The 25,540-nt window shown below is 69.7% G+C and carries 28 protein-coding genes and 1 pseudogene; 14 read left to right on the top strand and 15 right to left on the bottom strand.

The window, feature by feature from the left end; all coding sequences use genetic code 11:
• Nucleotides 1-289 precede the first annotated feature (289 nt).
• The 3 genes from ABZ490_RS29570 to ABZ490_RS29560 all read left to right on the top strand — a co-directional run bounded on the left by ABZ490_RS29570 (nucleotide 290) and on the right by ABZ490_RS29560 (nucleotide 2,943).
• The gene (locus tag ABZ490_RS29570; RefSeq protein ID WP_358996395.1) at nucleotides 290-1,120 is read left to right on the top strand and encodes a hypothetical protein; all 831 of its coding nucleotides are present in this window, start codon (nucleotides 290-292) and stop codon (nucleotides 1,118-1,120) included.
• On the top strand, nucleotides 1,117-1,944 hold the full coding sequence (locus tag ABZ490_RS29565) for a DUF721 domain-containing protein (RefSeq protein ID WP_358996392.1): 828 nt from the start codon (nucleotides 1,117-1,119) through the stop codon (nucleotides 1,942-1,944). The genes ABZ490_RS29570 and ABZ490_RS29565 overlap by 4 nt, the downstream gene beginning before the upstream one ends.
• Nucleotides 1,945-2,175: 231 nt before the next feature.
• Nucleotides 2,176-2,943 carry a phage Gp37/Gp68 family protein gene (locus tag ABZ490_RS29560; protein ID WP_358996389.1) on the top strand — a complete coding sequence of 256 codons (768 nt, stop codon included), beginning with the start codon at nucleotides 2,176-2,178 and terminating at the stop codon, nucleotides 2,941-2,943.
• Between the two features lie 6 nt (nucleotides 2,944-2,949).
• On the opposite strand, the gene ABZ490_RS29555 is transcribed toward ABZ490_RS29560, so the two are convergent.
• Nucleotides 2,950-4,065 carry a three-Cys-motif partner protein TcmP gene (locus ABZ490_RS29555; RefSeq protein ID WP_358996386.1) on the bottom strand — a complete coding sequence of 372 codons (1,116 nt, stop codon included), beginning with the start codon at nucleotides 4,063-4,065 and terminating at the stop codon, nucleotides 2,950-2,952.
• A gap of 704 nt (nucleotides 4,066-4,769) precedes the next feature.
• Nucleotides 4,770-5,468 carry an HNH endonuclease family protein gene (locus tag ABZ490_RS29550; RefSeq protein WP_358996383.1) on the bottom strand — a complete coding sequence of 233 codons (699 nt, stop codon included), beginning with the start codon at nucleotides 5,466-5,468 and terminating at the stop codon, nucleotides 4,770-4,772.
• A gap of 287 nt (nucleotides 5,469-5,755) precedes the next feature.
• On the opposite strand from ABZ490_RS29550, the gene ABZ490_RS29545 reads away from it, so the two are divergent.
• Entirely contained in the window at nucleotides 5,756-6,340 is a 585-nt protein-coding gene (locus ABZ490_RS29545; RefSeq protein WP_358996380.1) for a DUF6417 family protein, read from the top strand.
• On the opposite strand, the gene ABZ490_RS29540 is transcribed toward ABZ490_RS29545, so the two are convergent.
• From ABZ490_RS29540 to ABZ490_RS29530, 3 genes are all read right to left on the bottom strand, one after another.
• Nucleotides 6,322-6,861, bottom strand: coding sequence for a hypothetical protein (locus tag ABZ490_RS29540; RefSeq protein ID WP_358996377.1), 540 nt, complete (start codon nucleotides 6,859-6,861; stop codon nucleotides 6,322-6,324). The two genes, ABZ490_RS29545 and ABZ490_RS29540, sit on opposite strands and share 19 nt — an antisense overlap.
• 91 nt (nucleotides 6,862-6,952) lie before the next feature.
• Nucleotides 6,953-7,303: a hypothetical protein gene (locus ABZ490_RS29535; RefSeq protein WP_358996374.1), complete on the bottom strand. Its 351-nt coding sequence runs from the start codon at nucleotides 7,301-7,303 to the stop codon at nucleotides 6,953-6,955.
• 107 nt (nucleotides 7,304-7,410) lie between these two features.
• Nucleotides 7,411-8,463, bottom strand: a complete 1,053-nt coding sequence (locus tag ABZ490_RS29530; protein ID WP_358996372.1) for a hypothetical protein — start codon at nucleotides 8,461-8,463, stop codon at nucleotides 7,411-7,413.
• Nucleotides 8,464-8,813: 350 nt separating this feature from the next.
• Between ABZ490_RS29530 and ABZ490_RS29525 the strand changes: the two genes are divergently transcribed.
• Nucleotides 8,814-9,092, top strand: coding sequence for a hypothetical protein (locus ABZ490_RS29525; protein WP_358996370.1), 279 nt, complete (start codon nucleotides 8,814-8,816; stop codon nucleotides 9,090-9,092).
• A gap of 202 nt (nucleotides 9,093-9,294) precedes the next feature.
• Here the strand turns inward: ABZ490_RS29525 and ABZ490_RS29520 are convergent, their stop codons facing one another.
• Together ABZ490_RS29520 and ABZ490_RS29515 are read right to left on the bottom strand one after the other, a co-directional pair.
• A complete protein-coding gene (locus ABZ490_RS29520; protein ID WP_358996367.1) occupies nucleotides 9,295-10,110 on the bottom strand; it encodes a hypothetical protein in 816 nt (271 codons plus the stop codon).
• 10 nt (nucleotides 10,111-10,120) lie between these two features.
• Nucleotides 10,121-11,011 carry a sigma-70 family RNA polymerase sigma factor gene (locus tag ABZ490_RS29515; protein WP_358996364.1) on the bottom strand — a complete coding sequence of 297 codons (891 nt, stop codon included), beginning with the start codon at nucleotides 11,009-11,011 and terminating at the stop codon, nucleotides 10,121-10,123.
• Between the two features lie 1,136 nt (nucleotides 11,012-12,147).
• Between ABZ490_RS29515 and ABZ490_RS29510 the strand changes: the two genes are divergently transcribed.
• Entirely contained in the window at nucleotides 12,148-12,384 is a 237-nt protein-coding gene (locus ABZ490_RS29510) for a hypothetical protein (protein WP_358996361.1), read from the top strand.
• Nucleotides 12,384-12,764 carry a toxin Doc gene (locus ABZ490_RS29505; protein WP_358996358.1) on the top strand — a complete coding sequence of 127 codons (381 nt, stop codon included), beginning with the start codon at nucleotides 12,384-12,386 and terminating at the stop codon, nucleotides 12,762-12,764. Before ABZ490_RS29510 ends, ABZ490_RS29505 begins: the two co-directional genes overlap by 1 nt.
• A gap of 34 nt (nucleotides 12,765-12,798) precedes the next feature.
• Here ABZ490_RS29505 and ABZ490_RS29500 read toward each other — a convergent pair whose 3' ends face one another.
• Nucleotides 12,799-13,023, bottom strand: coding sequence for a hypothetical protein (locus tag ABZ490_RS29500; RefSeq protein ID WP_358996355.1), 225 nt, complete (start codon nucleotides 13,021-13,023; stop codon nucleotides 12,799-12,801).
• 86 nt (nucleotides 13,024-13,109) lie between these two features.
• Nucleotides 13,110-13,502: a DUF4440 domain-containing protein gene (locus ABZ490_RS29495; protein ID WP_358996352.1), complete on the bottom strand. Its 393-nt coding sequence runs from the start codon at nucleotides 13,500-13,502 to the stop codon at nucleotides 13,110-13,112.
• Nucleotides 13,503-13,733: 231 nt separating this feature from the next.
• Between ABZ490_RS29495 and ABZ490_RS29490 the strand changes: the two are divergent.
• Nucleotides 13,734-14,036: pseudogene (locus ABZ490_RS29490) on the top strand (SMI1/KNR4 family protein); the annotation flags it as partial.
• A 38-nt stretch (nucleotides 14,037-14,074) separates the two neighbouring features.
• Here ABZ490_RS29490 and ABZ490_RS29485 read toward each other — a convergent pair.
• Nucleotides 14,075-14,707, bottom strand: coding sequence for a hypothetical protein (locus ABZ490_RS29485; RefSeq protein ID WP_358996349.1), 633 nt, complete (start codon nucleotides 14,705-14,707; stop codon nucleotides 14,075-14,077).
• Between the two features lie 281 nt (nucleotides 14,708-14,988).
• Here ABZ490_RS29485 and ABZ490_RS29480 point away from each other — a divergent pair, with 281 nt between their 5' ends.
• The 4 genes from ABZ490_RS29480 (at nucleotide 14,989) to ABZ490_RS29465 (ending at nucleotide 17,582) form a co-directional block, all read left to right on the top strand.
• Entirely contained in the window at nucleotides 14,989-15,153 is a 165-nt protein-coding gene (locus ABZ490_RS29480; RefSeq protein ID WP_358996347.1) for a hypothetical protein, read from the top strand.
• A gap of 122 nt (nucleotides 15,154-15,275) precedes the next feature.
• On the top strand, nucleotides 15,276-16,526 hold the full coding sequence (locus ABZ490_RS29475) for a helix-turn-helix domain-containing protein (RefSeq protein WP_358996344.1): 1,251 nt from the start codon (nucleotides 15,276-15,278) through the stop codon (nucleotides 16,524-16,526).
• An 85-nt stretch (nucleotides 16,527-16,611) separates the two neighbouring features.
• Nucleotides 16,612-17,361, top strand: coding sequence for an alpha/beta fold hydrolase (locus ABZ490_RS29470; protein ID WP_358996341.1), 750 nt, complete (start codon nucleotides 16,612-16,614; stop codon nucleotides 17,359-17,361).
• Nucleotides 17,358-17,582 carry a hypothetical protein gene (locus ABZ490_RS29465; protein ID WP_358996338.1) on the top strand — a complete coding sequence of 75 codons (225 nt, stop codon included), beginning with the start codon at nucleotides 17,358-17,360 and terminating at the stop codon, nucleotides 17,580-17,582. The genes ABZ490_RS29470 and ABZ490_RS29465 overlap by 4 nt, the downstream gene beginning before the upstream one ends.
• A 454-nt stretch (nucleotides 17,583-18,036) precedes the next feature.
• On the opposite strand, the gene ABZ490_RS29460 is transcribed toward ABZ490_RS29465, so the two are convergent.
• From ABZ490_RS29460 to ABZ490_RS29440, 5 genes are all read right to left on the bottom strand, one after another.
• Entirely contained in the window at nucleotides 18,037-18,609 is a 573-nt protein-coding gene (locus ABZ490_RS29460; RefSeq protein WP_358996335.1) for an AAA family ATPase, read from the bottom strand.
• Nucleotides 18,606-19,466, bottom strand: coding sequence for a nucleotidyltransferase domain-containing protein (locus ABZ490_RS29455; RefSeq protein ID WP_358996333.1), 861 nt, complete (start codon nucleotides 19,464-19,466; stop codon nucleotides 18,606-18,608). The genes ABZ490_RS29460 and ABZ490_RS29455 overlap by 4 nt, the downstream gene beginning before the upstream one ends.
• Nucleotides 19,467-19,468: 2 nt before the next feature.
• Nucleotides 19,469-21,841: a lantibiotic dehydratase gene (locus tag ABZ490_RS29450; RefSeq protein WP_358996330.1), complete on the bottom strand. Its 2,373-nt coding sequence runs from the start codon at nucleotides 21,839-21,841 to the stop codon at nucleotides 19,469-19,471.
• Complete coding sequence (locus tag ABZ490_RS29445; RefSeq protein WP_358996327.1) at nucleotides 21,838-22,677, bottom strand: hypothetical protein; 840 nt, start codon at nucleotides 22,675-22,677, stop codon at nucleotides 21,838-21,840. Before ABZ490_RS29445 ends, ABZ490_RS29450 begins: the two co-directional genes overlap by 4 nt.
• 249 nt (nucleotides 22,678-22,926) lie before the next feature.
• Nucleotides 22,927-23,742, bottom strand: a complete 816-nt coding sequence (locus tag ABZ490_RS29440) for an endonuclease/exonuclease/phosphatase family protein (RefSeq protein WP_358996323.1) — start codon at nucleotides 23,740-23,742, stop codon at nucleotides 22,927-22,929.
• A 29-nt stretch (nucleotides 23,743-23,771) separates the two neighbouring features.
• On the opposite strand from ABZ490_RS29440, the gene ABZ490_RS29435 reads away from it, so the two are divergent.
• The gene (locus tag ABZ490_RS29435; RefSeq protein ID WP_358996319.1) at nucleotides 23,772-24,740 is read left to right on the top strand and encodes an NAD-dependent epimerase/dehydratase family protein; all 969 of its coding nucleotides are present in this window, start codon (nucleotides 23,772-23,774) and stop codon (nucleotides 24,738-24,740) included.
• Nucleotides 24,737-25,540 (top strand): HAD family hydrolase, encoded by an 804-nt coding sequence (locus tag ABZ490_RS29430; protein ID WP_358996317.1) that lies wholly within the window; start codon nucleotides 24,737-24,739, stop codon nucleotides 25,538-25,540. The genes ABZ490_RS29435 and ABZ490_RS29430 overlap by 4 nt, the downstream gene beginning before the upstream one ends.

Raw genomic sequence — 25,540 nt, 5'->3', positions numbered from 1 at the left:
GCCTGCCCTGCGGACACGGCTGGTGCAGGTTGAGCAGGCGGGCGAGGATCCGGCCGACGTGCTCGTAACGGTCGCAACCCGACAGGACTTCCAGGACAAGGCCGCCCATTCCTGCCCGAAACCGGAGGTGAGCATGTATGCCCTTGCCGCGTCACAGTAGTCACATCGCCGAGCGTCATCTCGAACTGGTGCCCTCTGAGGAGGCGTACACGCCGCCGCTGTGTCCCCTCCTCTCCTACAAGTCCAAGGTGTCACCCGCCGACCACGCCGACCCGCAACCGGCGAACCGGTGCGGCTGGTCTGGGCATGTCTGGACAGGCAGGACGCCCGCCGGCTGGTGGAGGACGCCGCCCGTGCCAAGCTGGTCAGGGTGAGCGGGTTCGTGGGTCGGATCGACGCCCCGCAGGTCCTCGCCGACCGGCTCGCCCGGCGCCTGGCCGACCAGATGCGCCTCGGCGGCCCGATCAAGGACCCCGTGGGCTGGCTGATCGGCAAGGGCCTGCGCCAGCAACAGGATTGCGGTGACCGGCTGTGCGACGACCGGATGCTGCTCGACTCCGGCCCGGACTGCCCCCGGTGCGAAGACCGGCAGGCCAGCAGCCGTGCCCAGCGGCACGCGGTCGCGGCCGCCGTCGACGACGCGATGCCCTACGCCTCTGAGGCGGATCGCCGTACGGCGATCGACCGGCAGCTGCACGAGACCGTGACCGCCCGGGCGTGGGCCCGCGCACACGAGTGGGAGCAGGTCCGGGCCCAGCAGGCAGCCGCCGCCAAGGCCCGCGTCGAAGCCGCAGCCACGAGTCCCGCCGTCGATGAGCCGGCCGCGCCGGCGGCGCCGGTCGTGCTGCCCGCCCCGCGCTCGGTGTCCGCCGCGCCCTCACCACAGACGACGGCCGACGACGTCGACCGGGACCTGGTCCTCAAGGACCTGACCCGCGAGCAGATCCTGGACTGGCGCACCCGCGCCGGCCGCGACCACCAGGTCGTGTTCGACCACATCGATCGGTACGGCGAGACGTCGGCGCAGAGGCTGTTCACCAGGGCCTTCGTCGCGGACGTACAGCGCCTGTCCCGCCTCGGGAACCTGGACCTCGGCTACAGCATCTGGGAGCTGTCGTGAGCGGCGGCGAGGTGTCGGGCGTGGACCTGGCGCGGGTGGCGCTGCGGGCCGCGCTGGAGGCGGCACGCAAGAACGGCGGCAACGCTCGTACGGCGAAGCCGAAGCCGCGGACCACGGTGGTGGTCCGGCGCGACGGGCGTGAGCCGATGGGGCTCGGTGCGGCGATCGGCGCGCTGGTGACCGAGCGGGCCTGGGAACTCCCGGCCGCCGGCGCCACGCTGCGCGAGCGGTGGGAGGCCATCGCCCCCGAGCTCGCCGGGCACGTCTTCGCGGTTGGCTACGACCCGGACTCCGGGCGGCTCACCGTGTGCCCGGAGTCGTCGGCGTGGGCGACGAAGGTCCGGTTGGAACAGGCCCGGATCATCGCGGCCGCCAACGCGTCGGCCGGCCGCACTGTCGTGCGCGGCCTGCGGATCCTCGCGCCGGGCTCCGTGCCCGCGCCCGCCCCGGACGACGGCGTCGTCCAGGCCCCGGAGGCGCCCAAAAGCCCGGCGAAGACACGGGAGTCGGCCAGCGACGGCTACCACCGCGCCCTCACCGCCCACCGGCAGGCCGCCCCGCCCCGCCTGGCCGACCCGGACATCACAGAGGCCGTCGAACGACAGACCAGGGCAATGCGCGAGCTCAGCCGACGTGCGTTCCCCGAGCCCGAGGCCGTGCCTGACGATGCCCCGGCCGCGCTCGCGGCGGTCCGTGCCCGTCGCAGGCATGAGGGCGAGGCCTCGCACGCGGCCGCCCTGCGCAAGGCACGCGAAGACCGCGCGGCACGAAACGCCGACGCGGTGGCCGCCCCCGGCCCGGTACAGCAGCGGAGTATGGCGTGAGGGCGGCAAGGACGTTGCTGCCCTGCTGGGTCCGGGAGTTGGCGTTTCGCAGTGCACTGTCTACCGAAGGGCTGGGTACATGTGTTCTATTTTGGGGTCGGCGGGTAGGGGAGGGCCATCGGATGGTTGGATGCTCGTACCGGGCTGGTGCGGCGGGTCGTTGGGGATACCGCGGACCGTGGCTGTGCCGCCGGGGACAGGGCTCGGTTCGAGGGGATGGAGGGCCGACCGGTGAGTGACCGCAGTGCGATCGAGTGGACCGAGGCGACGTGGAACCCGACAACGGGGTGCGACCGCGTCTCCGAAGGATGCGACAACTGCTACGCGCTGACACTGGCGAAGCGGCTGAAGGCGATGGGGTCGGCGAAGTACCAGACCGACGGTGACCCGAGAACCTCGGGCCCCGGCTTCGGGCTGACCCTGCACCCCGACGCGCTGGCCGTGCCGTACAGGTGGAAGAGCCCGCGGACCGTGTTCGTGAACTCGATGAGCGACCTGTTCCACGCCCGGGTCCCGCTCGACTACGTGCGCCGCGTCTTCACAGTGATCTCCGAAACCCCGCAGCACACCTACCAGGTGCTCACCAAGCGGGCCCGGCGCCTGCGACTGGTCGCCGACCGGCTGGAGTGGCCGGAAAACCTGTGGATGGGCGTCTCGGTGGAAAGCGCGAAGGAGCTGCCGCGCGTCGACGACCTGCGGCAGGTACCGGCCAGCGTGAAGTTCCTGTCATGCGAGCCGCTGCTGGGGCCGCTGGACGGGCTGGACCTGAACGGGATCGACTGGGCGATCGTCGGCGGTGAATCCGGGCCCGGTTCCCGGCCAATGCAGCCGGAGTGGGCCGCTGACATCGTGAACTCGTGCCGTCGCTCCGGGACAGCGCCGTTCGTCAAACAGCTCGGTTCCTGCTGGGACAGGGCACACCACAAGGACATCACACGGTTCCCCGCCGCTCTGCAGGTGCGTGAGTACCCGCAGGTGAGGGCCAGCGCGTCCGTCTGAGCCCTGTCAGGCGGCGGCGGGCAGGCTGACAAGGCTCTTGTTGGTGAGTTTGCCCGCCGACTGCACTACCAGGGACCCGTCCTGTCGCATTTCCTTGGCCGCTTTCAGCGCGTGGCTGGCCATCCAGCGGGATGTCTCGGTCAGCAGCCACTGCCCTATGGTCTCCACGGTGGCGTTGCCCAGCGCGAGGCGCTGGGTGACCAGCTCAAGCAATTCTGGGTCGCAGGCATCAGCAGCCTGGAAGAAGTCGAGCTGTCCGGCCGGTGCGGCTCCGCGGGTGCGGGGGTCCTGGAAACTCTCGCCGTCGCGGTCGTCGACCTTCCACATGGCTTCCTTCATCGCTTTCAGCCCTGCGTCGCTGCCGGTGCCGAAGACGAGGTACAGGGGTTGCCCGGTGCGGGGCACGAGCTGGAACTGCAGCTGGTAGCCAAAGCCAGCCCGGCGCAGCGCATTGCGGTAAGTGCCCAACCATGCACGCCAGCGTTCGTCGGGCCGGGCTTCGTCGGCGGCCGGCGTCCAGTAGCCGCGGCCGCCGAAGACCGCATCGAGGATGTCTGCGTTCAGTTCCTCTCGGCGGCTGAACCAGTTGGGGCCGAAGGTGGTGATGACCTCGCTGGAGCGGTTGCGGGCGATCCGCCGGGTCACCTCCAGCGGCACGTTCACGCTGCCCCAGCTGTCGAAGATGCCGAGGATCGGGTGCCCCCAGGCGCCCAGCTCCGTCAACACGGGCACGCTGTCCTGGCCGGCCTGCCCGCGCCGGACTTCCACGCGCACCGGCAGGCTGGACAGTTTCCCGAACCGGTCCGTCAGCTCAGACAGCAGGTGCTCGTGGCGGGCCCGGTCCTTCTCGATGAAGATCAGATGCACTCGGCCGGGACTGAGACGCATCCGGTCGACGGCAGTGTGGTTCAGGAGCCGGTCCAAAATGAACACTGGGGATCCGGGTTCGCCGCCCTCGTAGCGACCGGGCCCGGCGAAGGCGTCCAGCAGGGTCACTCGTGGCCGGGTGTATCCGGTGCTCTGGGAAGTCTGCAGCAAGATTGGCCACCAGGCGTCAAGGTAGCGCTGGTACAGCCGATGTTTGGCTGCCGTAGCTGGCTCCAACGGCCACAGAACACCCATGCCGGCCCCCTCGGACAATTGAATGTGGCACAGATTGTCCGCTGCGTACCTGTCGGAGACCAGAGCGCATTCCCGCCCTGTCGGAAATCGTCAAACCGCCCCACGGGCTGCTGCTCACACGGCAGACTGGGCGGCGAGGAAAGATCCTTGCCGCCACAAGCGATGCAACTTCCCTCTGACGAGACGGATACACTTGCCGTCTCGTTCGCACCCGAAGGCCCGGGGGTGCAACCGCAAGTCATAGTCGACTGCCCATGTGTGAAAGGGTCGGCGTGCGGCCGGGCCTCTTCGCGCACGCCGGTCTGCCTCGTGTACCAGCCTTTTCTCCACTTGCTGGGTGAGTCCCTCCCCGAGTTCCTCGGCAGCCTCCTGGCCACCCTGACAGCAGCAGCTGCGGGTTGGAGCGTAAGAAGAGTCCGTTCCCATCGACGTGCGCAGCATGTCCGACCCTCCACGCTGTTCCCGGCCAGGCAACGCTGCTGCGATGGCAGTAGCCACCACTCGGGCCCGGATGAGACCTCTGCTGCTGATGGCGAAGTGCCGACCAACTAGGCCGTGTCCAGTGAATCGTCATTCGATCTTGGAAGCATCGCGGGCGACGGCACTTCTCCGGCGACGTTACCTGGGCTCGATGTCGGCGTGTGTCACCGTGGTCGGAGGTTCTGGCCCGTCGCTCTCCCCGTGGTGACGGGCCAGTCCCGTGTTCAGCGGGCGAGGGTGACGGTGATGGGCTGGTCGGGGCATTCCGCGAGTCGCTGGGCGAGGACGGTCTGCTCGGTGGGGTCGATGGTAAGCCGGTAGCGGGTCTTGATGGCGACCCAGTCTGTGGCGTACTCGCACCAGTTGCCGGCGTACGGCGGCAACCAGGTGGAGGGGTCCTGGTCGGACTTCGACCGGTTGGAGGCTGCTGAGACCGCGACCAGGGCGCGGGGGTCGTCGAGGTCGTTGGCGTAGGCCTCGCGTTCTTTCGCGGTCCAGGCGGAGGCGCCGGAGTCCCAGGCTTCGGCGAGCGGGACCCGGTGGTCGATGTCGAGGGAGCGGGCGGCGTCGAAGTAGCGGTCGTCGTACGGCGAGTACCAGGTGCCGCCGGTGAGGGTGCATCCCGCGCCCTGTACGGGATCGGTGACGGCCTCTTCGAGGAGGACCTCGGCGCGCGTGTTGCAACCGTCGCGGTCGGCGTCGATCCAGTGCTTGAACAGGTCACGGCTGTAACCGGCGCGGTTCTCGTCGGCGACCGTGAGCCCAGCCAGAGCGTCACGGACCGGCAGGGTGACGGTGTCGCCGGGGGCGTACCCCCGCGGCGTGACGACCGGCGCGGCAGCGTGGGCGGTGGCAGGGGTGAGCAGGGCGGCGAGCGCGGACAGCGCGACGGCTGCGGTGCGTCCGGTACGGGCGAGGCGCACGAACGGGTCCTTCCGAAGATCAAGACAGGGATGTGATCTTCGTAGTCGGAGCCGGGGCGCTGCGGCAGCCGTCTGGCCCGTGCATCACCCGTACGGCGAGGAAGTCACACGATCGCACGACAGCCGGGCCGAACCGCCCCCGTACCCGGCCGCCCTGGGGCACCCTCGAGCCGGGCGAGGAACGGACCCATGGTGCTCACTCCACCTGGTCGGCTGCCCGAGGTGATGGAACAGCGAAGGGACACGGCGGCGTGCGGGCGGACAGGCCCCTTGATGCGCTCGAGACGGTGCGGGCGTGCGAAGAGAGGTTCAAGCACGGCTGGGTGCTGGACACGGGGGCGGCACCGCTACGTGCTGCGGTGCGGGTGCTCGCCGGACAGGGGTTGGTGGAGGAGGCGGACCGGGAGACGCGTGCTGAGCTGTCGGCCTGGGAGGGCCGGGCGGTGCACTGGGCGGTACGCCTGTCCGCGGCCGGCCATGATCTGCTCGCCTACGCCAGTGCCCGGCCGGCTCCGGCGTCGTCCGGGCCCGGCCCGGGGGAGCGGTTGGTGGAGTTGCTGCCGTCGCAGATGGCGGCGCTCAGGGTGTTCGTCGCTCTGGCCGGTCAGCTGCGGACCCCGCTGGCGCCGGGGCTTGCCGAGCAGGTGCGTGCGGCGGTGCACGACCGGGGTGCGGGGCGGTGGCGGCTGTGTCTGACGCGGGAGCAGATGGAGTCGGTGGCGTACGGGTTCTGGCTGCACCGGCTGACCGGATCCGCCTTGGAGGCCAACCGGTTCGGCCGTGACTACGCCGTCATGCACCGTCCGGGCCCGGCGGCGCAGCATTGCGCGCCTCCCGTTACCCCATCAGGTGATCATTCTTCCGAGTCGTAGATGAAGGAATCCCTGTCCGATCCGATGTCAGGATGCGGCCATAAGGTACGTATCTCCGCTATTCGGCTCACGCGCGCAGGCATCGGTTCGCCCCGGAGGTAGGCGCCGAGGCAGGCGATGGCATCGGCGCACAGATACATCCGGTCGACCCTTCGCTCTTCCCAGGTCCGCGTATCGCCGGCAGGTGAGAGCGGCAGGAAGAGAGCGGCTTCGCGCACCCGGTCGCGAAGGGCCGCGTCGGGGACGCGCTGCATCAGCACCTGGATGTTCAGCACACGCTCGTGAAGTGCGACTCTGCGTGTCTCGCTGTCGGGGCCGGCCCGGCGGGCATCGCGCTGGATCTCGAACAGCTCGGTCAGGACGGCCTCGACGGCTGCGGATGCGCGCGCCTGCCGTTGGCCCTCGCGTTCGTGATCTGCCTGCCGTCGCTGGGTCATGACTGAGGCCCAGATGGAAAGGGCCCCGCCGATTCCGGTGCCTGCCAGACCGAACACTGCGCCCACCCACACTGATGCGTCCATGTGAGCATCCTGGCCGGACCAGCATAGGAAAGCAGCCGGGCCTGACAGAAGACGGCTGAGTGAGGCGCTGTCCCTGGGCCCGGTTCTTCCTTCAGGCGGTCTTACGTGCTCCGTCGCCGTAACGCCCTTGTGCGGTGGCCGCGTTGTCGGTAGTTCGCCAGGTGCGGCAGACGGCGATGACGGAGTCGTAGAGGACGACGAGCGCGGTCAGGCCCAGGGCCATGGGTGTGTCGGCGTGTTGGATGGCGCCGGTGTAGTACAGCGTGCCGGTCGCCGTGATCGCCGGGAGGGCGAGGGTTCCGGCGGGGCGCCGGGCCTCCTTGACCCTCTGGTAGAAGGCCTGCCGGACGAGCTTGGGCGGGATGAGGCTCCAGGGAGCCGCAGCGGCATCGGGAGTGGACGCCGGGTCGTTCACGGCGGCGAGCAGGGGTCGGTCGTTCACGGTGGGGTCCTTCGGTGCCGCCAGTCTGTCGGGACTGGCTGGTTTGTGGTGCATGGGAAACGGGGTGGCGGCCGCCGGGGAGTGCCGGTGGCCGCCACCCCGCCGTGTCACAGGTCTTCTTCCTCGGAGTCCTCGCGGCCGAGCTCGTCGTTGACGATCCGTCCGATCCGCATGGCGGCCATCGGGTCACGGGCGATGATGAGGCCTTCGAGGAACGGCTGGTCGCCGGTGACCGCGTTGCAGATCATCTTGCTGGCGGCCCAGGGTTCCAGGGCCTTGCCGTTGGGCCCGTACAGGCGGACCGCCATGCCGTGCCGGCTGGCCACGAGGGCCACCGCGCTGTTCAGGACGTGTCCGGAGCAGTGGATGGCGGCGGGGACGGCGTGCTCGAGGACGGCTTCGATGACGGCCGGGGTGATCTCGGCGGCGTCGACGAACTGCACCTTCGTGTAGCCGGCGCGGCGGAGTGCTTCCTCCATGTGTTCCAGGGAGTTGGGCAGGAGGACGTAACCGGGTTCGGGGTCGGGGATGAGCGGCTCGCCGGCCATCTGGACCCACTCGCCGCGCTCTGTGAGCCGGTGGGCGTAGGAGCAGTTGGACATCAGTGCCGAGTGCTTCGTCACGGTGGCCGCGTGCAGGGGCGTGTCGGGCAGGTGCACCAGGATCGACAGCGATGCGGCGGTCGGGTTTCCGGTGGCGAAGAGGCGGCGCAGGCAGCCCGTGACGGAAATCGAGACGCAGGGCCGTTTCGACAGGATCAGCTCAGCGAACATGCGGGTCCGCTCGCTGAGGTCGCCCTTCGCGCCGATGACCGTGACGGGCATGCCGCCGGTGTTGGTGCAGCGGGCGAGGGCGGCCTCGACCTTGCCGACGAGGCGGGGCAGGAGCTGGGCGGCGAACTGGTCCCAGGCGAACTCCTGGCCGGCACGGCCGCCCGGTCGACTGGGCGGGTGCTCGGCGGTGCTGAGGATCTCGCGGACCCGCTCGGCCATGTCGTCGGGGTCGTCCAGCACGGGCTCGTCGACGTCTTGGCCCTCCGTCATCTCGCGGCGGATCTCGCGGATTTCGTCGAGGAGGGTCTGGGCGGTGACAGCAGCTATGCCGGCGGCGTTGAGAGGCGACTCCTCGCTGCCGTTACCGAAGGTCCAGGTGGTGGACAACGTATCTCCTTGCAAAGACGCAGTTGACGGTGGTTCTCTGCCGTCCCCCGCCCGGCACAGGCTGGTGTGCTTCAGCACACTCACATGGATGATGGCATGACAGGCGACGTGAAGCCTGCGAACACACTCAACTAGACCTGGGTGTTGAAGTTCACATCAGCTTTGGAGTGCAGCGTTGGTCCGAGTCGGTCAAATACCCCGTAGTTAAGGTCGACTTCAGCAAGAGGCTTCATGTAGTGCCGTAGCCTCTACCGCGTCGAGTACGAACTCGACATAGAGCAGGAGGCGCGCCCCGCTTCCCTGGCAGGAACCTGGGGGGCACGCCTCCTGAGGGCCCTGTGGAGGAACCCGTGACAGAAGACTCTAAGAAGACTGACAGCAAAGGGCGACAAGTCGTGGTGTCAGTCCGCTTTCCAGCGGTGCTGCTGGAACGGATCCACGCAGTGGCCGCGGTCGAGGGGGTGACGGCCAACACCGTCATCCGGGACGGGATGGACGCCTACCTGAGTGATCGCGTGGCGAGCGCCGAGTTCCAGGAGGCCAGCAACGCCTATCTGGCCCGTGCCCAGGCACATGTGGCGACTGCCCGCGGGGAGCGCCCGGGCGGAAGCGAGCGCCTTCATGCCTGACTTCCTCCGTCTCTCCCTCTGGCCGCTGCTGACCTGCTGGCTGCTGCACTGTCGGCTGGCCTTATAGCGGCGACACGCCGAGGCGCCGGGGCCCCGGGCAGGGGTCCCGGACCTTGCGGTGCACGCGCGCCATACTGCTCTGCAAGTGGGACCCATGTCGGCGGCGCGGTGGGCCTGCCTGAAGGGCAATGTCCGGGCTCGGTCATCCATCGGCGCTCCGCACGGTGGCATCACGCGCGCGCTCGCCGCTTCGGGCGCCGCCCCGTCTGCGGCTGGGCAGGGAAGGGTTGAGGACCCGGGCAACCCGGTGGGTCCAGGGCGGGGTTGCGGAGAGGATGAAGCTGACTCGGTCGGCGAAGCGGGATTCGGGCACCGGGATTTCGACGCCCGGGTGGCGGCGCTGCCCTCGGGTGACGGCGTTGGCGACGTAGTTGGTGATGGCGTCGGCGCGGTGGGTCCGCTGTCGTTGCCCGGGTGCCGAGAGGTGGCTGAGGATGCGCAGCACGGTGGGAACGCTGGCGTCGAAGCGGAAGCGGTGCAGGGGCGGGCAGACGCCGGAGACGGTGAGGACCTCGGAGTCGGAGGCCGCATCGAGGCCGGTTTGCTCGAACCAGAAGGCCGCAGCGTGGGTCTCACCGCGGGCGTGGTGATGCAGGGAGAGGCAGTAGGCGGCCGGGGCATGACCGGCGCCGGCGGAGTACTGCCACCAGAACCGCGCGCCGTCGTCGACACCGGCAAGGTGCAGAGCACATCCCAGCAGCCACGCGCCCGGGGGTTCGGGGAGTCGGTCGGTGAGGAACTCCAGTGCATCGGGGTCTGCGGTCGTGACGACGACTTCGCAGAGGTGATCGAGATGCTGGGTGGCGGAAGCGCCGTCATCCGAATTCTCGGCGCCGCCGGCCGCCGTGTCGAAGGTCGGCCCGAAGTAGGGACAGTCCTCGTAGGCAACGGTGTCGGCGGGAACGCTGGGGTGGTGGTGGAGCCGGGCGCGAGCGAGAAGAGCGTCGATGGCGGTCATGGCGGCTTGGTTACTCCCGGGGCTTGAGGGCGCGGAGCAGGTGCTCGAGGGTGGCGCGGGCGTGATGGTCGACGGCGTGGGTGATGGCTGGGCTCAGGCCCACGACGTCGGAAATCTCCTTGGAGGGCCAATCGCACAGGTAGCGCAGCACGGCGACGTCCAGCTGATCGTCCGGAAGCCGGCCGATCGCGTCGAACAGATCAACCAGTTCACTGAGGACGACGAGGTGGCCGGGGACCGATTCATGTACTTCCGCCGTGGAGAAGACCGTGGCGCGCAGGTCGGGGGTGCCGTCCTCGTTGCTGTGGGCGCGGGCCATGACGCGGGAACGCAGCAGGTGCCAGGCATACCGGCGGAGGTTCTCGCCGGCTGCTGCATCACTCCAGCACAGCCAGAGGATGTCGAAGGTCTCCGCCACCACCCAGCGGGCGCGGTGATCGGTGAGCAGGAAGGCGCGTGCGTACGCGGTGTACGCATCGGCCACGTCCTCAGTGAACGCCCGGTGAGCGAGCGGCGGCGACTCCGGCTGGAGGGCCACCTGCCGGATGCAATGCGAGATCCAGTCGGGTTCCTTGCGGGCCTCGCGCGCTGCCGCGGTCCAGAGCCGGCGCATCGGCTGGACAGGCAGGCCCAGGGCACGGATCACGCTGAAGGTGATCTCCCAGGCCGGGTAGTAGCCGTTCCCGCGCAGCAGCTCGCTGATGCGAGTCTTGGAGTAGCCGGAGCGGTCGACGAGGTCGTTGAGCGTCAGGCCGCTCGCGAAGAGGATGCTGCGGACCGGCTCGAGCCATGCCCGGTGGGACACGCCGGCGGTCTCGGAGATCGGGGCCGGCTTACGGCCCCGCTTGCCGAAGGTATCGGGTGGTGGCGACTGCTCGGCATCGTCTGGGCACGGCGTCATCGGGGCGGCTCCTGAGGCCCGGCCGGGGCAGGCGCGGTGCCCGACGGTGGGCGGAATCCGTCGTGCACGGTCAGGGCCCAGGCCGTCTCCCGCACGGCCCTGCCCGTCATCGCCACCATCGACATGAGGCCCGCTGCCAGGACAGCAGCGGGTACCACCTTGTTACTCGACATCGAACTCGGATTTCTGTGAGCGGTCCACACCAACCAGCTCTCCCGTCAGCGGTGCTGAAGCGCCGTCAGGTGAGCGACGACAGCATTACCCGCCTGCCTGCACCCCCGCCACGTGATCAAGCAGTTACGGAACAATGCCGCCCTCCGCGCTAGACCCCCGCTAGCTCACGCCACCCCAGCTCCCAGTTGGTTCAACCCTTCGAGGGTGAAACGTCACTTCTGCCCACACACCGCACCGGATGCCCCATCATGGAAGACCGAGGCGCCACTCGACGCCACACCAACCGTGCGGTCCCCGTGCTGAAGCAACACCCAAGAGGGGGCCGCACGGCACCAGGCACACCCTCGGTGCGGCTGCCGCACCGAGCAGCACAAGACCAGTAACGGGATGCCGCCGTACGATCAGGTACCGAGTACCGCTTGATCGCCGGGCGCGATCCGTTGACGAGCGGGATTGCACCGCATGCGCGTCCGGCCGGTACAGGGCCTGCTCTGCGTAGCTGGCCAGGGCGGTGGCGATCGGCGAAGGACTGCGCGGCCCCGGCCGCATCCCCCGCCTCCCCCCGCCAGGAGGCGAGGTGTTCTCGTGCCTCACGAGGGGCCGCTCCACGAGCCGGGCGGCCGCGGACAGGTGGGGCAGTCCCGCAGCGGCGGTGGCCAGGGGGAGGTCGAAGGCGTCCAGCAGGGTGACGGCGCGCAGGAGGTGGCGTTCGTCGGGGGTGAGGTCGGCGAGCGTGCGGGTGAGCAGCGCGGGGAAGCTGGCGTCGAAGTCCGCGGCCGTGGGGGTACGGCCGATACGGCCCAGCTCGAGGTAGCGGAGCAGGCCGTGGGAGCGGTCGGCGATGACGGCGCGCAGGTCTCATCCGGCTGTGCACAATGCCTTCGTCGCCACCGGCCCACTCGTACGGGGCTGACCGACTCCTTGCTTCACTCGGCAGGCACCTACTAGGTACCATCACAGGTATGCCATCCCTGAACGTGTCCTTCACCGACGAGGAGCTTGAGGGCGTCCGGGCCGCGGCCGCGGCCGAGGGCAAGAGCCTCAAGCAGTACCTGCACGACCTCGGAATCCGCGAGATGCAGCGCAAGCGGTTCGTCGCCGGCGCGGCTGAATGGGCCGAGCGGCTGCGCGGCGAGTTCGACGAGGCATTCCCCGAGGAAGTGCCGCCCGCCCAGCGCGACGGGGCTGCTGCCGCCTGATGCCGCCCCTCTACATCGACGTCTCCTGGCTGCTGGATGTCCAGGAGAACGCACTCGGCCATGACGACCTGTCCGTGGCGGACTACTCGGCGCTGGTGGCCGCCGTCGCCCGCCACAAGACCCGGCTGCCCACCCTCGCGGCCGCAGACCCGGACACGGCCTGGCGTGCCGCGGCCCTCCTGCACACGATCGTGCGCCTGGAGCCGCTCCCGCACCGCAACAGCCTGTACGCGGCGTTCATCGCCGCGCAGTACATGGCGCAGGCCGGTGAGGGCATCGATCCCCCCTACGGCGCGCTGTCCGACCTGGTCCGTAAGGTCCGCGACACCCGTATCAGCGTCCAGGACGTCGCCGGCATGCTGCGGGGCTGGAAGCTGTAGTTTCTGACCCCGCCCGGGACGGCGGCCTTCGCTCTCACGCCGGTGGCGGGCCGCCGGGCGGCCGAAAGCGGTGCTGGCGGGTGGTGTCGAGGGTCCGCCAGCGGGTGCGGACGATGTGTTCGCCGTCGAGCCGGCGGATGGTGCAGTAGACGAAGTCGCCGTTCGCGATCTCCTGACGCAGCCGGTCGGATGTTGTGGGAGCCGGCCGGGAGCAGAAGACGACACCGGGTCTCAGCCCCGACGTACGCCGAACACCCACGCTCGTACGCCCCGAGACGAGACTCGACCGTGTCCAGCTCAGGCAGGAGCGACTGGACGTGCCCGAGCACCAGGCCGAAGGTGTGTTCAGTCCTCGGGGACGGGGGTGCCCTGGTGGTAGTAGAGCCGCCATCCGGTGTCGCTCTCGCTCTTGCGCCACAGGGAGCTGCGGCGGGCCCGGCGGCCGGCGTTGACGCTCTCGTACGTCAGGTGCACGAGGTCCGGGGCGAGGAGTACCCCGCGCATGCCGGAGACCTCGATGCGCGGGCTGTCCGCTCCGCCGTGCAGGGTGGGCAGGGCCGCGACCATCTCCTCGTACGTCCAGCGCCGCCCGGAGGCGCCGACCTCGACGAACTCGGGGTCGAACAGCCGGACGCCGACGGCGGAGGCACGGACGGCGGGGTCGTGCAGGCGCAGTTCACCGTCCTTCGCCGCAGCGATCGCGGCCTGTTCCTCGGGGTTCTCATTCGTGTCGATCATGGACGCATCCTCTCCCGCCCCGGAGCCCTCGGCAAAGGGTCTTCGGGTCCCCGTCCGTTGATCGAAGTGGAGACCATGGCATTCCGGGCCGCGGCGTGCCTGGTCGCCTCTACAGTTGCGTCATGGAGTTCAACTGGGGTGACTCGATCAGGGGGCCTTGGCCCGAACTCCCGAGACACCAGCACGGACCCGAGAGGATTCAGCCGGGCCTACCGCCACACACGCCGTGGTGACCTGTTCCTGCACGTCATCGAACGCGGCTGCAGCGATCTCGTCCTCGTAGGCCTAACCGGCCCTCTCACCGGGCGCATGCTCATCGGCAACGCAGACGGCTTCTGGGGTCCGAACGTCTCCTCAGCCCCGGACTTTCTCGCCGGGTACGAACGATGGCTCGACCACATGGCCGCCGGACAGGACAACCGGGCCCTGGAACTCATCTCACCCAAGCTTCCAACGCATCCGATTCGACAGCGGCTCGCCTACTCAGAGTGGCCGCGTCACAGAGCGAGAACGATGCTCATCTGCGGCTCGTGACACGCTTCTTATCGTCACCTGGCATGCGTCGCAGGGGCTCAGAGCAAGTTGCGCTGCGCCGCCACGTAACCGGCCTGGAAGCGGCTACGGGCGTCGAGGGAGTCCATGATCCGGGCAACCGTTCGACGGTACGTGCGCAGTGCCATACCCATTTCGCGGGCCGCGGCCTCGTCCTTCGTGCCCAGGGTCAGTTGGCGAAGCACCTCGCGGGAAATCGGGTTGAGGGCGTCGGCGTCCGGGGGGACGGTGTCGTCCTCCGGCAGGTACGAGGTGAGCGAGCGAACCAGGATTGGGGTAAAGGGCAGGCCGTGGCCTATTAGCGCCCCGTCGCCATAGTCGGCCTGGTTGCGGGCCAAGACGACAATCGACCGGTCGATGATCGCCATGCGGGGGTTGCGTCCCGGGGCCGAGTGGATCTCCAGGCCCTCCATCGCCAGCATCGCCAGGGTGCGTTCCGGCAGCTGGTCCGTACCACGTACCGACGAAGGTACGTACATCTTCACCGCAACACCGGAGTCACCGGTGATGCTGCGTGCCGCCGCGGTGTCCACCTGTTGTTCGAGCTGCTGTTCGCAGGCCGGGTCGTGGCCGGGAAGCGACAGCAGCACCTCCTGGCGCGCACCCTGGATGGCGCGGCGGATCTGCGACGGCCCGGCAAAGTTCATCCTCATCTCACATGCCCCCGTGTGTGTGGCTCGCGCTTCGGCTGCGCGCGGTCCGGGGTCCCCCTGGAAACCGGACGGCGCCGCCACTACCAGGGGGACCCTAAAGATCAATTGCCAGCGATGTCAATTACTTGACAAGCTTTGGCAAGTTCGAAAGTCTGTGGTTAGGTCAAGCCTGCCGCCAGGGGGGAAGGGGCGCCAAGAGGGTGACTCCGCGATACCCGAGAGGTGTGCGCGATGCTGCGCCGCAAGCTGGCGGTCGGTTATGCAACAGGGGAGGAAGATCCATGAAGTTACAGGTTTTCAAGATGATGGTTGTCGTCGGCGCGGCCTTCGCCGCCGTGCTCGGACATGCGGCGCAGGATGGTCTCAGCAGTGACGGCGGTGGTGGCACAGTGACTGCCGCCGACGTGCTGCAGACCACCTCCGCCGGTCAGATCGACTGGCCGTGACGGTATCGTCCAGTCGGCTTCGCCTTCCTGGCATATGCGATTAGGCAAGTCGCAGTGACCAGGAATTGACAGAAGGTGGCCCGAATTGACAAGAGTGTCGCGTGCCCGGCAGCCTGGTCGCCATGTCTAGTCGCCCCGACCGCGTCCCGGAGCAGCCGATGTTCGGGCATCGTCTCCGAACACTTCGCGTGGCCCGCGGTCTCTCGCAAGCGGAGCTCGCCGGTTCGGAGATCTCGGCCGCCTACCTCTCAAGGCTGGAGTCCGGGGCGCGGCCTCCGACGCCAAGGGTGCTGTCCTACCTCTGCACCCGGCTGGAGGTGACGCCTTCCGCCTTCCGCGCCCCCGCGGGTGGCCCGTTGGCACGGGTACTCGCCACGGTCGCCACGGTGGGCGAGTCTCCTCAGCTGGCCGCAGCCCTGGAGAACGCCCTGCAGCAGGAGCAGGACGGCGACGCCGTCCTGCGCTGGCAGGCCCAGTGGCTGCTGGCCCGCTGCTACCAGATGCAGGGCAGGGCGGCCGAGGCGCTCCGGCAGGTCCACGAGCTGACTGAGCTCAGCGACGAGATCGACCTGCCGGACCTCCGGGCCCGGTCCCGGGTCAGGCTCGCCCGCATGTTGCGCAACTCGGGCGACCTCGCGCGCGCCCGCGACCGCGCGAGCGAGGCCCTGTCACTGGCCGAGCAGGAGGACCTGCCGCGCCGCGACCGGGTGGAGGCTCTGATGACCCTCATCTCACTGGACGCCGAGACCGGACAGCTCGTGCAGGCGCGCGAGCGTGCCGACCGCCTGGTCGACACGCTCAACGACGAGATCCCGGTACGGCTCCAGGTGGAGGCGCTGTGGACGGCCTCCACCGTCCGCGTGCGGCACGGCGACCGCTCCGCGGCCGACGAGACGATGCAGAAGGCGCTCGAACGGATGCCGAGCAACGAGGATCCGGTGCTGTGGATGCGGGTCCGGCTCGCCGCCGCGTCGATGTACCTCCAGATGGATCCGCGGGACACCCTTCAGGCACGACTACGCCTGGAGGAGGCGGGGTCGGTGGTGAAAGTCATGGGACTGCCACTCCACCAGTACGAGTTGCTCATCCTTGAGGCGCAACTCGCCTTCCATGAAGGCAGATTCGCTGAGGCACGGGAGATCGGCGACGGACTCGCCGAGCGGAGCGAAGGCCTCGGCATGCGCGAACGCGTACGGCAGCGCATCCTTGAAAACCAGCTCGCCATCATCGAGGGCAACCGGGCGGACGCCGTGGTCGGCATGGAGCGCATCGCCAAGGAGGCGCAGGAGGCTGGCAGCGTCGAACTGTCGGCCGAGGTGTGGCGTGCGCTCGCCGAAGCCCTGAAGCTCGCCGAGGGCAAGGGCCACCGCTGAGCGATTCCCGGACGAGCAGCACGTCCGCCCCCACACAGAAGGGCATCCCCACAGCGTGACCCCGCCCACACAACCGTTCACCACGGTGAACCGACTGTGGCCGGTCGAGGACCCGGCCGTACGGCTGTTCCTCTTCCACCACGCAGGCGGCTCCCACCTGTTCTTCCGGGACTGGAACGGTCTCTTCCCGGCCAACTGGGACGTCGTTCTCATGGAGGCGCCCGGCCGGGGTGTCGGCGGCGGCCGGAGCGCGCACGCTGGCGACCTCCACGCCCTGGTCCGGCACTTCCGGCAGCAGATGGAGCCCTACTTGCAGGCCCCGTACGCCTTCTTCGGACACAGCATGGGCGGACTCGTGGCGACCGAACTGGCACGGCGGCTACGGGTCGCCGACAGGACCGGCCCCTGTTGGCTCGGGCTGTCCGCGTGGGCTGCTGACGAGGCGCTCCCCGGCGGCCCGGCCCGTCACCTACTGCCCGACGAGGAACTGCGCTCCCTGCTCGGCGCCGTGGGCGGAACCCCTGCAGAGATCCTAGAGAGCCCTGCCCTGTGGCGGCTGTTCTCCCCGGCGATACGCAACGACTTCCAGCTCATCGACGGCTGTGATCCGGCCTGCTACGCGCCGCTGGAGGACGTGCCCCAGTCGCTCTTCGGAGGGGAGGGGGACGCCCTCCTGCCCTGGGATGCGCTGGTCGCCCTGGCCGACCGCCTGCCCCGTCTGACTGGTCTGCACCTCCACCCCGGCGGCCACTTCTACCTGCGCCCGCGCCGCCAGGAGGTGGCCCGGCAAATCACCGCCGACCTGACCGGCGTACTGCGGGCCGTCGCCGCGTGATCGAGCGGATCCTGCCCCGGTCTGTGGCCTGCGCGGACACCACGTGCGACGAGGAGCCGGAGGCGTTCCTCTTCCCGCACGAGGAGGCGGCCGTCGCCCGTGCCGTCGCCAAGCGCCGCCACGAATACGCCACGGGCCGACACTGCGTCAGGCTGGTGCTGCACGAGCTCGGCCACCCTGACGCCTCGCTGCTGTCCTTGGAGAGAGGCAGGCCGCGCTGACCGCCGGTGTCGCCGGGCGGTCGCTCCCTCGGTATCGACGCCGATCCCCACCAGCCGGTGGAGGCATACGTCCGCGAGCTCGTCGTCCTCCCGGGCGAACAAGCGGCGCTGCGCGTCCTGGCCTGCCACAGGCCAGAGATCCACTGGGACCGGCTAATGTTCAGCGTGAAGGACTCGGTCTATAGGAACTGGCATCCGCTCGCCCGCCGCTGGCTCGGCTTTCACGGAGGGACCGCTCCACCGAGGGCGGCCCCTGCCTGGTTCGACGGGCACTGGATGCACGCCGACGGCCTGCTCACGTCGGTCGTGCTGCCGGCATCACACCGAGGACTATGATCGGGCCGTTCACCGCTATGCTGTCGCCCTCCCTGCGACCACGCAGGAAGGGCCAGGACTGCCGCGGCAGCCCCGGCCCCGATCATGACCGTGTCGTACGCGGCGGGACGGCGTCCGGTCAGAGGAGGTACTCCTCCAGGGTCGCTTCGCGAGCGCGGCCGAGGATTCGGGTCACGGTCTCGTCCACAGAGAGTGCTCTGTTGTCCAGCCACAGCCCTGCGCCCTCCAGCTCCTCTCGCATCTCCTCCTCCAGGTGCAGCCAGTCACCCAGGACCTGCTTGCCGCGTGCCACGTCGCGACGCAGGGCGACGGCGGAGCCGGGCGCCAGCACCACCAGCCGCAGTGGGACGGCCGGCAGCAGCGCCCGGTACAGGTCGAGCCGGGCCATCGAGGTGACCACGTAGTCGACGACGACCTCGAAGCCCGCCTGCCTGAAGGAGGCGGCCAGCAGACACTGGTGCCGGACGTTCAGCTCGATCTGCCGTTCCGCCTCCTCGTCGTGCTCCGGGCTGGGCGGTACGTCCCCGCTGACGATCAGCCGCTGCAGCTGGTCGCCCTCGATGTGCACGCCGCGGGGGGCCGTTTCAGCGAGTGCGCGGGCCACGGTGCTCTTGCCCGCGCCAGGGATGCCGGTGACCAGCCAGACCGGCGGAACCCCACCGTCGTCGGTATCGGCCGGGGGCCTGCTCACTCGTCCTTCGTCCACGACGCCAACTCGTCGTGGATCTCGCGCAGGCCGTCGATGGCCGCCTGTAGTACGTCCGGTTCGGTGGAGAGGCCGGTCAGCGCCGCTTCGACGCGGGCCTGGTAGTTCTGAGGTGTACGGGGCATCCCTGCGGCCTCGGCCAAGGCGCCCTTCTCGTTGAGGACGAAGCGGCTGTTGTGGGCGAAGACCACCTGGTTCAGGCAGACCACGGCCCGGTACAGCAGACCGGTGACCTGGACCAGGTCGCCGCGACGGGCCGGGGAATGGGCGTTGTACAGGGAGAAGCCAGCCTCCCAGCCGAACTGGTTCACCGTCGTTTCCAGAAGGACGTCCGGGTACGGCGAAACGAGCGCACGCAGGTCGGCGAGCCGACCATGCGGGTCGTAGAGGGGCAGGTTGTGGCAGACCTCGCCTGCATAGATCGTCGACACAAAGCCGTGCGGGTGCCCCGGCTGGTATGCGGTGGTGACGATGCCCTGAGCAGCGTCCCGCACCACCTTTTCCACGCGGGTCTGGTCGCGCAGCAGGATGTCGGTCTTGATCCCGTCGACGACCAGCCACACGCCGCCGTTGATCCACGGCCCCCACTCGCCGTACGAGCCGTGCCCGGCCGGCTCGCCCTCGTCGTCCAATTCCGCGGCGGCGGCCAGGATCAGGTCGAAGTCGGGCCGCGTAACGGGGTCGTAATAGAGGCCGACGTCGATGTCCGAGTCCGAGCGGGCCACACCGCGTGCCCGGGAGCCACCGAGGGCAATGCCCGTGATGCCGGGCAGCGTGGCCAGCCTGTCCCTGATGCGAGCGAGAGTGGAGACCGGCTCGGGCAATTCAGTCGAGATGGTCATAATCAGTTCTCCTGTCGGGACGGGTAGCCGTGGGTGTCGACGGCCACGGTGCGCAATTCCGCGGTGAACCAGGCTCCCGTACGGTCCTGGAGCCAGGTCTCCCCGAGATCGGGCAGCATCTCGGTGAGGCCGATACCGGCCTCGGGATCCTCCGCCGTCTTACGGATGATCTTGGCAAGCATGTTTACCAGCGCGATCGACCCGAAGTCGGCGAACGCCGGCTTGTCTTCTGCCGGCGACTTGTAGAAGACGCGCTCCGGAAGGCCCTGTTCGGCACGCCAGGCCCGCGCGGCCCGGAACCGATCGGGCTCCGACTTCACGTTGGCCCAGGCCAGGTCCGCGGCCCGGAACGACCAGGATTCACGGGAGACCACCATCCTGCCGACAGAGACCCGGGGCCGGTGCGGGGCGGAGGCCAACGGTTTGAACGCGTTCACCGAAGCCGCCGAGAGAAGCTCGCCCATCATCTCCGTCAGGCTGGCGCTGAACGCCTCGCTCCGGGAGCGTACGACCAGTTGGCCCTCCTCCTGGTGCACGAAGAGGTCAGCGAGCGCCAGCATCCGTCCGGGCGCCCGCACCGCGCCGTCCCGCAGCGACCAGTAGGTGTAGGCGGGGGCGAGCAGCGTCGAGGGCGGCGCCAGGCGCGAAGTGACCGCCGGCCAGTCCTTCGGCGGGACGAGGTAGATGCGCCGGGAGCCGTGGTCGGCGCTGTCGGCGGCAAGGAGCGAAGCGGGCACGTCGTGCTGCTCGACGAAGAGTCGGCTCTCCAACGAGTTGAACGCGGTGTGCAGTTCGCCCAGGACCCACTGGTACTCCCCACGTGACACCGCATCGATGTCTGCGGCGGCGATCATCAGATCGGGGGCGTGGTGCACGGCCGTGGCCCAGGGCACCGGGGCGGCCGGGAACTCCTCGCGAACCCGGTCGGCGATCTCCGCCACGGTCACCTGATGGTGGCGTGCGCCGTCCGGGATTCGGAGGATCCGTGCCCAGCGTTCCTGAAAGTCCGCGATGGCGGACTTCACCGGCCCCGGTAGTTGCCGGATGGAGAAGAACAGGTGGGGCGTGGCCATGCTGACCATGTTGTGCAAAGGCATGGCGGGGTCCCCGGTGCGCTGGGACCAGCGGTCGTGGAACCCCGCGAACAGAGCGCCGTAGCCGTCGGCGATCCGGTTCACCAGCCAGCGGGCGCTGTCCAGCATCAGGCCCAGCGGCGGGGCGAGTTCGTCCAGCAGCGGTTTCCCGAGACCGGCGCGCACGTCGCGGACGGTGTCCTCGTACACCAGGGTCCGTCCTGCGTACGTGGCACCGGCGCGGCGGACGGAGGAACCACCGGTGATCTCCTCGAAGGCGGCGTTGAGCCCGTCCATCGCGGCGGCAAGCGCCTCGCAGTCCCCGGCAGCATTTGCGATCGTGTCGCGCGCGTCTACGAGCCGCTTCAAGGTCGCCAGAGCGCTGGTACGCAGGTCCAGGTCTCCAACGAGCTCCAGCTTCTTGGCCAGGGTCTGCTCAGGGAACGCCTCGATCGGACCCGTCAGGTCGATCACCAGCAGTCCACGGTCACGCAGAGAGCCCAGGACGGCGAACACCTCCGGTTCCGACTCCAAGCCCGGCAGGCCCGACCAGAGCAGTTCCTGGGCGATCTCCCGGGCGGTGCGTACGCCGTCGCACAGGCCGACGACCTCGGCCTCCTCCTCGGACAGACCCAGCGGGGGCTTGCCGGGGCGGTGCAGTAGCTGGCCACCAAGCCGGTCGGAGGGCACCGTGCGCGGCGCCAGCCAGGGCAGCATCCGCGGGTCCTCGGACAGGGTTCGCGCCACGGAGTCGATCGCCCATGACTCGAAGTAGACCGTCCGGCGGGCGAGCAGGCCGGGACCGTGGTGAACTTCCAGACCGGTCACGGCGGACGGCTTCCACTCCCCCCAGCCCACCGGACCGAAGAACCCGATGGTGTCGTTCTTCAGCGAGTAGCGCTGGACGTAACTGGTGATGGTCGCCTCGTGGTTGCGACCGCGGACGTTGCGTGGTTCACCGGCCGCTGCCTTGTTCAGGCAGTCCGCCACCAGTTTGCGGTTCTGCCAGGTCACCGCCTCTCGGAAGAGCGGCTCCCGCGCGGTGGCCCGGACGGCGGCGGAGAGCCGTCCGGCAGCCTCGTCGAACGCGGCCAGGTAGGTCTCGTGCTCGGGTGCACCGGGCTTGGCGCCGGTGGCGTTGCGGAGGTCAGCCGCGGCGGCGAGCGCGGGATCGGTCAGCGCGAGCACCCGGTCAGCAGGGAACCCCGCGCTTCGTAGGACGACGTCACGCCACAGATGCCAGCCCGTCGTGCCCAGCGGTACGAGGTGGTCCTCCGGGCTCCGGCCGTCGTGCCCCGTCATCGCACGGCCTCCCGTTCCAGCAGGGCCGTCACCGTGTCGGCCACGGCCTGGTCGTCCAGCAGCAAGGCGCGGGACACGTCGAAGGCGTGGGTAGCGGTGCCGAACCGGGCGGGAACCGTCTGCTGCCGCGACACGATCACCTCCACGGGCCCCCGGGAGGCCGCCCGCACCGGTACGGAGTTCTCGACCCGGCCGGTAGTGGCCAGGTATCCGAGGAAGGTGATGAGCCGCTCGCTCAGTTGTCGTCCGTACTCCGGACCCATGCCGGCGGCCCGGCATGCCTCCGCCGCGACCCGCTCGTACTCGGCGCCGAGCACGCGGGCGAGCGCAGTGAGTCCGTCAGGTCCCGCGCCTGCGGCCGCCGAGAGCGCCTGGCGGCCGAGGTCGCGCGCCCGCTCCAGCCCGGCGTCCGGCAGGAAGCCCTCGAAGGAACGCAGGGCGGCCGTGTAGTAGTCGTGGATCAGCCCGGCGTCTGCGGTGTCCGGGTCGAACACGACCAGCAGCGGCCGCGGCAGCCCCTGTTCCTGGAGGGCATCGGCCAGCGCGCAGGCCAGTGCCGACCCCGAGCAGTAGCCGGCCACGGCCGCCACCCCCGCCCCCTGTGCCGTGGCGTACGAGGCCCAGTCCCGCGCCAGCTTCCGCGGGTCGTCGTTCCCGGCGATGCCGGCGTCGGACCCGGTCGTGAACGTGCGGGGCTCCCACAGCGTCCAGTCCCCGGTGAGGCGGGGCGCCAGCTCGCCGAACCCGGCGGCTGCTCGTCCCGGCCCGAAGTCGACTGCGAGCACCGTGGTGCCGCCCTCCGCGGGCCCCAGACGGCGCCAGTTGCTCCAAGTCATCGGTCACCTCATACGCGAATGCCGGATATCGAATGCCGGTGATTCCGGCGTCAGAGCATCATGGTGTAGCTGGATCATGACCGGCGCCGGGGGACTGGCAAGAACTTGCCGAAATCGCCCCGCCCATCGTGTGGCATGAAGTGGCCAGCGTCAGTCCGGCCTGGTCGGGGGCTGCCTAGTGTGCCGCTACCCCGGTGAGCCGGACGCTCTTGCCCTCCAGTGAAAGGCCCACACCACTTGACGGACACGTCATACGAAACCCACCGCCACCCCGCAGTGGTCGGAGGGGTGGAGGCCGTCCACGTCCGGCGAGTCGCCCAGCAACCGGGGCCCGGGCCGGGGTACGAGCCCGTCGGCCGGCCGGTACAGCAAATAGTCCAGCCGCCAGGTCGGACCGGGCATCGGCATGGTGAGAGCGTCCGACGCACCACCGGCCCCGATCCAGGAGTCGGCCAGCACGCCGTCGGCCAGCAGCCCCTTCATCGGCGCCCCGTCGGCCGGGCAGTTGAAGTCCCCGCAGAGCAGCAGCGGCCGGTCCGCAGGGGCCGCGGCGGCGAGTTCACCGATCTCACCGATCACGGCCGCCCGCACCTCTTCCGGCCCGACCGGCACGTGCACCACCCACAACCGCACTACGTCCAGTACGACCTCCAGGATCGTGGAGTGGCCGCCGAAGGCGCCCGTCATCGACCGCAGTGGTAGTTCGGCCCGGCTCAGCACGGGCCGGCGGCTGAGGACCGCGAGGGAGCCCATCGCCCCGTCCGCCTCAGAGAGCAGGACCTCCCGATGGCCGAGTCGGCGTGCCAGCTCATGGGCGCGGCTCTCGGCCGCGCCGGGCGAGGAGACCACCTCCTGGAGTGCCACGAGGTCCGGGGAAACGGCGGCCAGCTCGCGGTACAGACCCTCGCGCCGCTGCTGCCAGACCCGCTGCTCGTCCAGAAGGCCGAGCACGGGCGACCCCTCGACGACACCGCGCAGCACACCCCGCTCACGCCAGTACCGAGCAGGCAGCCCGGTACCCCAGATGTTGTACGTCGCCACGTGGAACCCGCTGCCCAACCCCATGATCCACACCTTAACGAAGGGAAAACCCCATGTCCCAGCGAGCTCTCGTCACGGGTGCCGGCGGCTTCATCGGCAGTCACCTCGTGACCTACCTGCGCCGACAGGGCTGGTGGGTGCGCGGCGTCGACCAGAAACGGCCCGAGTTCGGCGAGACCGACGCCGACGAGTTCCTCGTCGGCGACCTCCGTGACCCGGCGGTCGCCACCGCCGCAAGCGAGGGCGTCGACGAGGTCTATGCCCTCGCCGCCGACATGGGCGGGATGGGCTTCATCTCCCGGGACCCCGCAACCATCCTGCACAACAACGCGCTCATCAACCTCAACACCATCCGCGCCGCTCAGCAGGCCGGGGTCAGCCGCTACTTCCTGGCCTCCTCCGCCTGCATCTACCCCGAGCACATCCAGGACACTCCGGACGTCACGGCACTGCGCGAGTGCGACGCCTTCCCGGCCAACCCGCAGGACTCCTACGGCTGGGAGAAGCTGATGGCGGAGCTGCTGTGCCGCTACTACCACGAGCAGTACGGCATGGAGGTCCGCGTCGCCCGCTACCACAACATCTACGGGCCCAGCGGGACTTACGACGGCGGCCGGGAGAAGGCCCCGGCGGCGATGTGCCGCAAGGTCGCGCTCGCGCCGGCTGGCGGCGCGGTCGAGGTCTGGGGCGACGGCAGCCAGACGCGCTCCTTCTGCTACGTGGACGACTGCGTCGAGGGCACATACCGGCTCATGCGCAGCAACCACCGCGAGCCGCTGAACATCGGCTCCGACCGCCTCGTCACCATCGATGAGCTGGCCCGCCTGGTGTTCGATGCCGCCGGCCGCGACGACCTCGGCATCGACCACGTCGACGGCCCCCAGGGGGTCCGCGGCCGCAACTCCGACAACACCGAGCTGCGCCGGATCCTGGGCTGGGAACCGGCGGTCACGCTGGAGAAGGGCCTGCTGGAGACCTACCGGTGGATCTCCGACGAGCTCGCCGCCCGGGGTGCCGCGTGACACCGGCCGCCCGGAGGGTTCGGCGGATCGCCCTGTTCGACCTGGACGGTACCCTGATCCGCCCCGGCTCCGCCCTGCAGCGCATGCACATGGACGCGATGGCCGCAGCCATCACCCACGCGACGGGCCGGCAAGACGCCTTCGTATACCGCGGCGGCGAACTCTTCTACCGGGACGTGAATCTGGCCGGCTTCACCGACGCGGGAACCATACGGACCGCCCTGCGGCTCGCCGGGGCCGCCGAGGACGAGATCGCCATGCGGCTGCCCGAGGTCGTCGCGGTCATGGTCAGGCGGCTCGAAAGGACCCCGCTGCCCGGGGCGGGCAGCTCGGCCGGTGATCTGCTCCCAGGCGCCCGCGAGCTTCTCCGGGACCTGGCCGCGGCCGGGTTCGCCCTGGGCACCAGCACCGGCAACGCCCGCGCGGTCGCCGCGTGGAAGCTGCGCGCAGCTGGCCTGGCCGGTCTGCTCGACGACGGCGGCTTCGGCGACACTGCAACCGAACGCGAGGACGTGGCACGTGCCGGAGTGGCGAGCCTGGCCCCGCCCGGTCCGGCCTTGGCGGGCGTACTCGTCGGGGACACCGTCCGCGACGTCACTGCCGCCCACGCGGCCGGCCTCAGGTGCCTGGCCGTCACCACCGGCGCGGCCACCGCCCGGGAACTCCTAGCGGCCGGGGCCGAGGACGTCCTGCCGGGCCTCGACGGCGGTGGCGCGCTGGACAGCGTGATTCGCCTGGCCGGCCCCGGAGCGGTCGGCCGCCCCGAGGTCTCCCTCACCTTCTCCCACGCAAGGACCTGA

This window comes from Streptomyces sp. NPDC005811 (assembly GCF_040630405.1).
Lineage (GTDB): Bacteria > Actinomycetota > Actinomycetes > Streptomycetales > Streptomycetaceae > Streptomyces.
This window is presented reverse-complemented; position numbering and strand designations above follow the sequence as displayed.

Coding starts and splice junctions, on each gene's coding strand:
- ABZ490_RS29555 (WP_358996386.1), bottom strand. CDS start 4,065: ATGGGTGTTCTGTGGCCGTTGGAGCCAGCTACGGCAGCCAAACATCGG.
- ABZ490_RS29475 (WP_358996344.1), top strand. CDS start 15,276: ATGTCTAGTCGCCCCGACCGCGTCCCGGAGCAGCCGATGTTCGGGCAT.
- ABZ490_RS29515 (WP_358996364.1), bottom strand. CDS start 11,011: ATGACGCCGTGCCCAGACGATGCCGAGCAGTCGCCACCACCCGATACC.
- ABZ490_RS29540 (WP_358996377.1), bottom strand. CDS start 6,861: ATGGACGCATCAGTGTGGGTGGGCGCAGTGTTCGGTCTGGCAGGCACC.
- ABZ490_RS29520 (WP_358996367.1), bottom strand. CDS start 10,110: ATGACCGCCATCGACGCTCTTCTCGCTCGCGCCCGGCTCCACCACCAC.
- ABZ490_RS29505 (WP_358996358.1), top strand. CDS start 12,384: ATGCCGCCCCTCTACATCGACGTCTCCTGGCTGCTGGATGTCCAGGAG.
- ABZ490_RS29455 (WP_358996333.1), bottom strand. CDS start 19,466: ATGACCATCTCGACTGAATTGCCCGAGCCGGTCTCCACTCTCGCTCGC.
- ABZ490_RS29495 (WP_358996352.1), bottom strand. CDS start 13,502: ATGATCGACACGAATGAGAACCCCGAGGAACAGGCCGCGATCGCTGCG.
- ABZ490_RS29440 (WP_358996323.1), bottom strand. CDS start 23,742: ATGGGGTTGGGCAGCGGGTTCCACGTGGCGACGTACAACATCTGGGGT.
- ABZ490_RS29435 (WP_358996319.1), top strand. CDS start 23,772: ATGTCCCAGCGAGCTCTCGTCACGGGTGCCGGCGGCTTCATCGGCAGT.
- ABZ490_RS29445 (WP_358996327.1), bottom strand. CDS start 22,677: ATGACTTGGAGCAACTGGCGCCGTCTGGGGCCCGCGGAGGGCGGCACC.
- ABZ490_RS29485 (WP_358996349.1), bottom strand. CDS start 14,707: ATGAGGATGAACTTTGCCGGGCCGTCGCAGATCCGCCGCGCCATCCAG.
- ABZ490_RS29450 (WP_358996330.1), bottom strand. CDS start 21,841: ATGACGGGGCACGACGGCCGGAGCCCGGAGGACCACCTCGTACCGCTG.
- ABZ490_RS29510 (WP_358996361.1), top strand. CDS start 12,148: ATGCCATCCCTGAACGTGTCCTTCACCGACGAGGAGCTTGAGGGCGTC.
- ABZ490_RS29480 (WP_358996347.1), top strand. CDS start 14,989: ATGAAGTTACAGGTTTTCAAGATGATGGTTGTCGTCGGCGCGGCCTTC.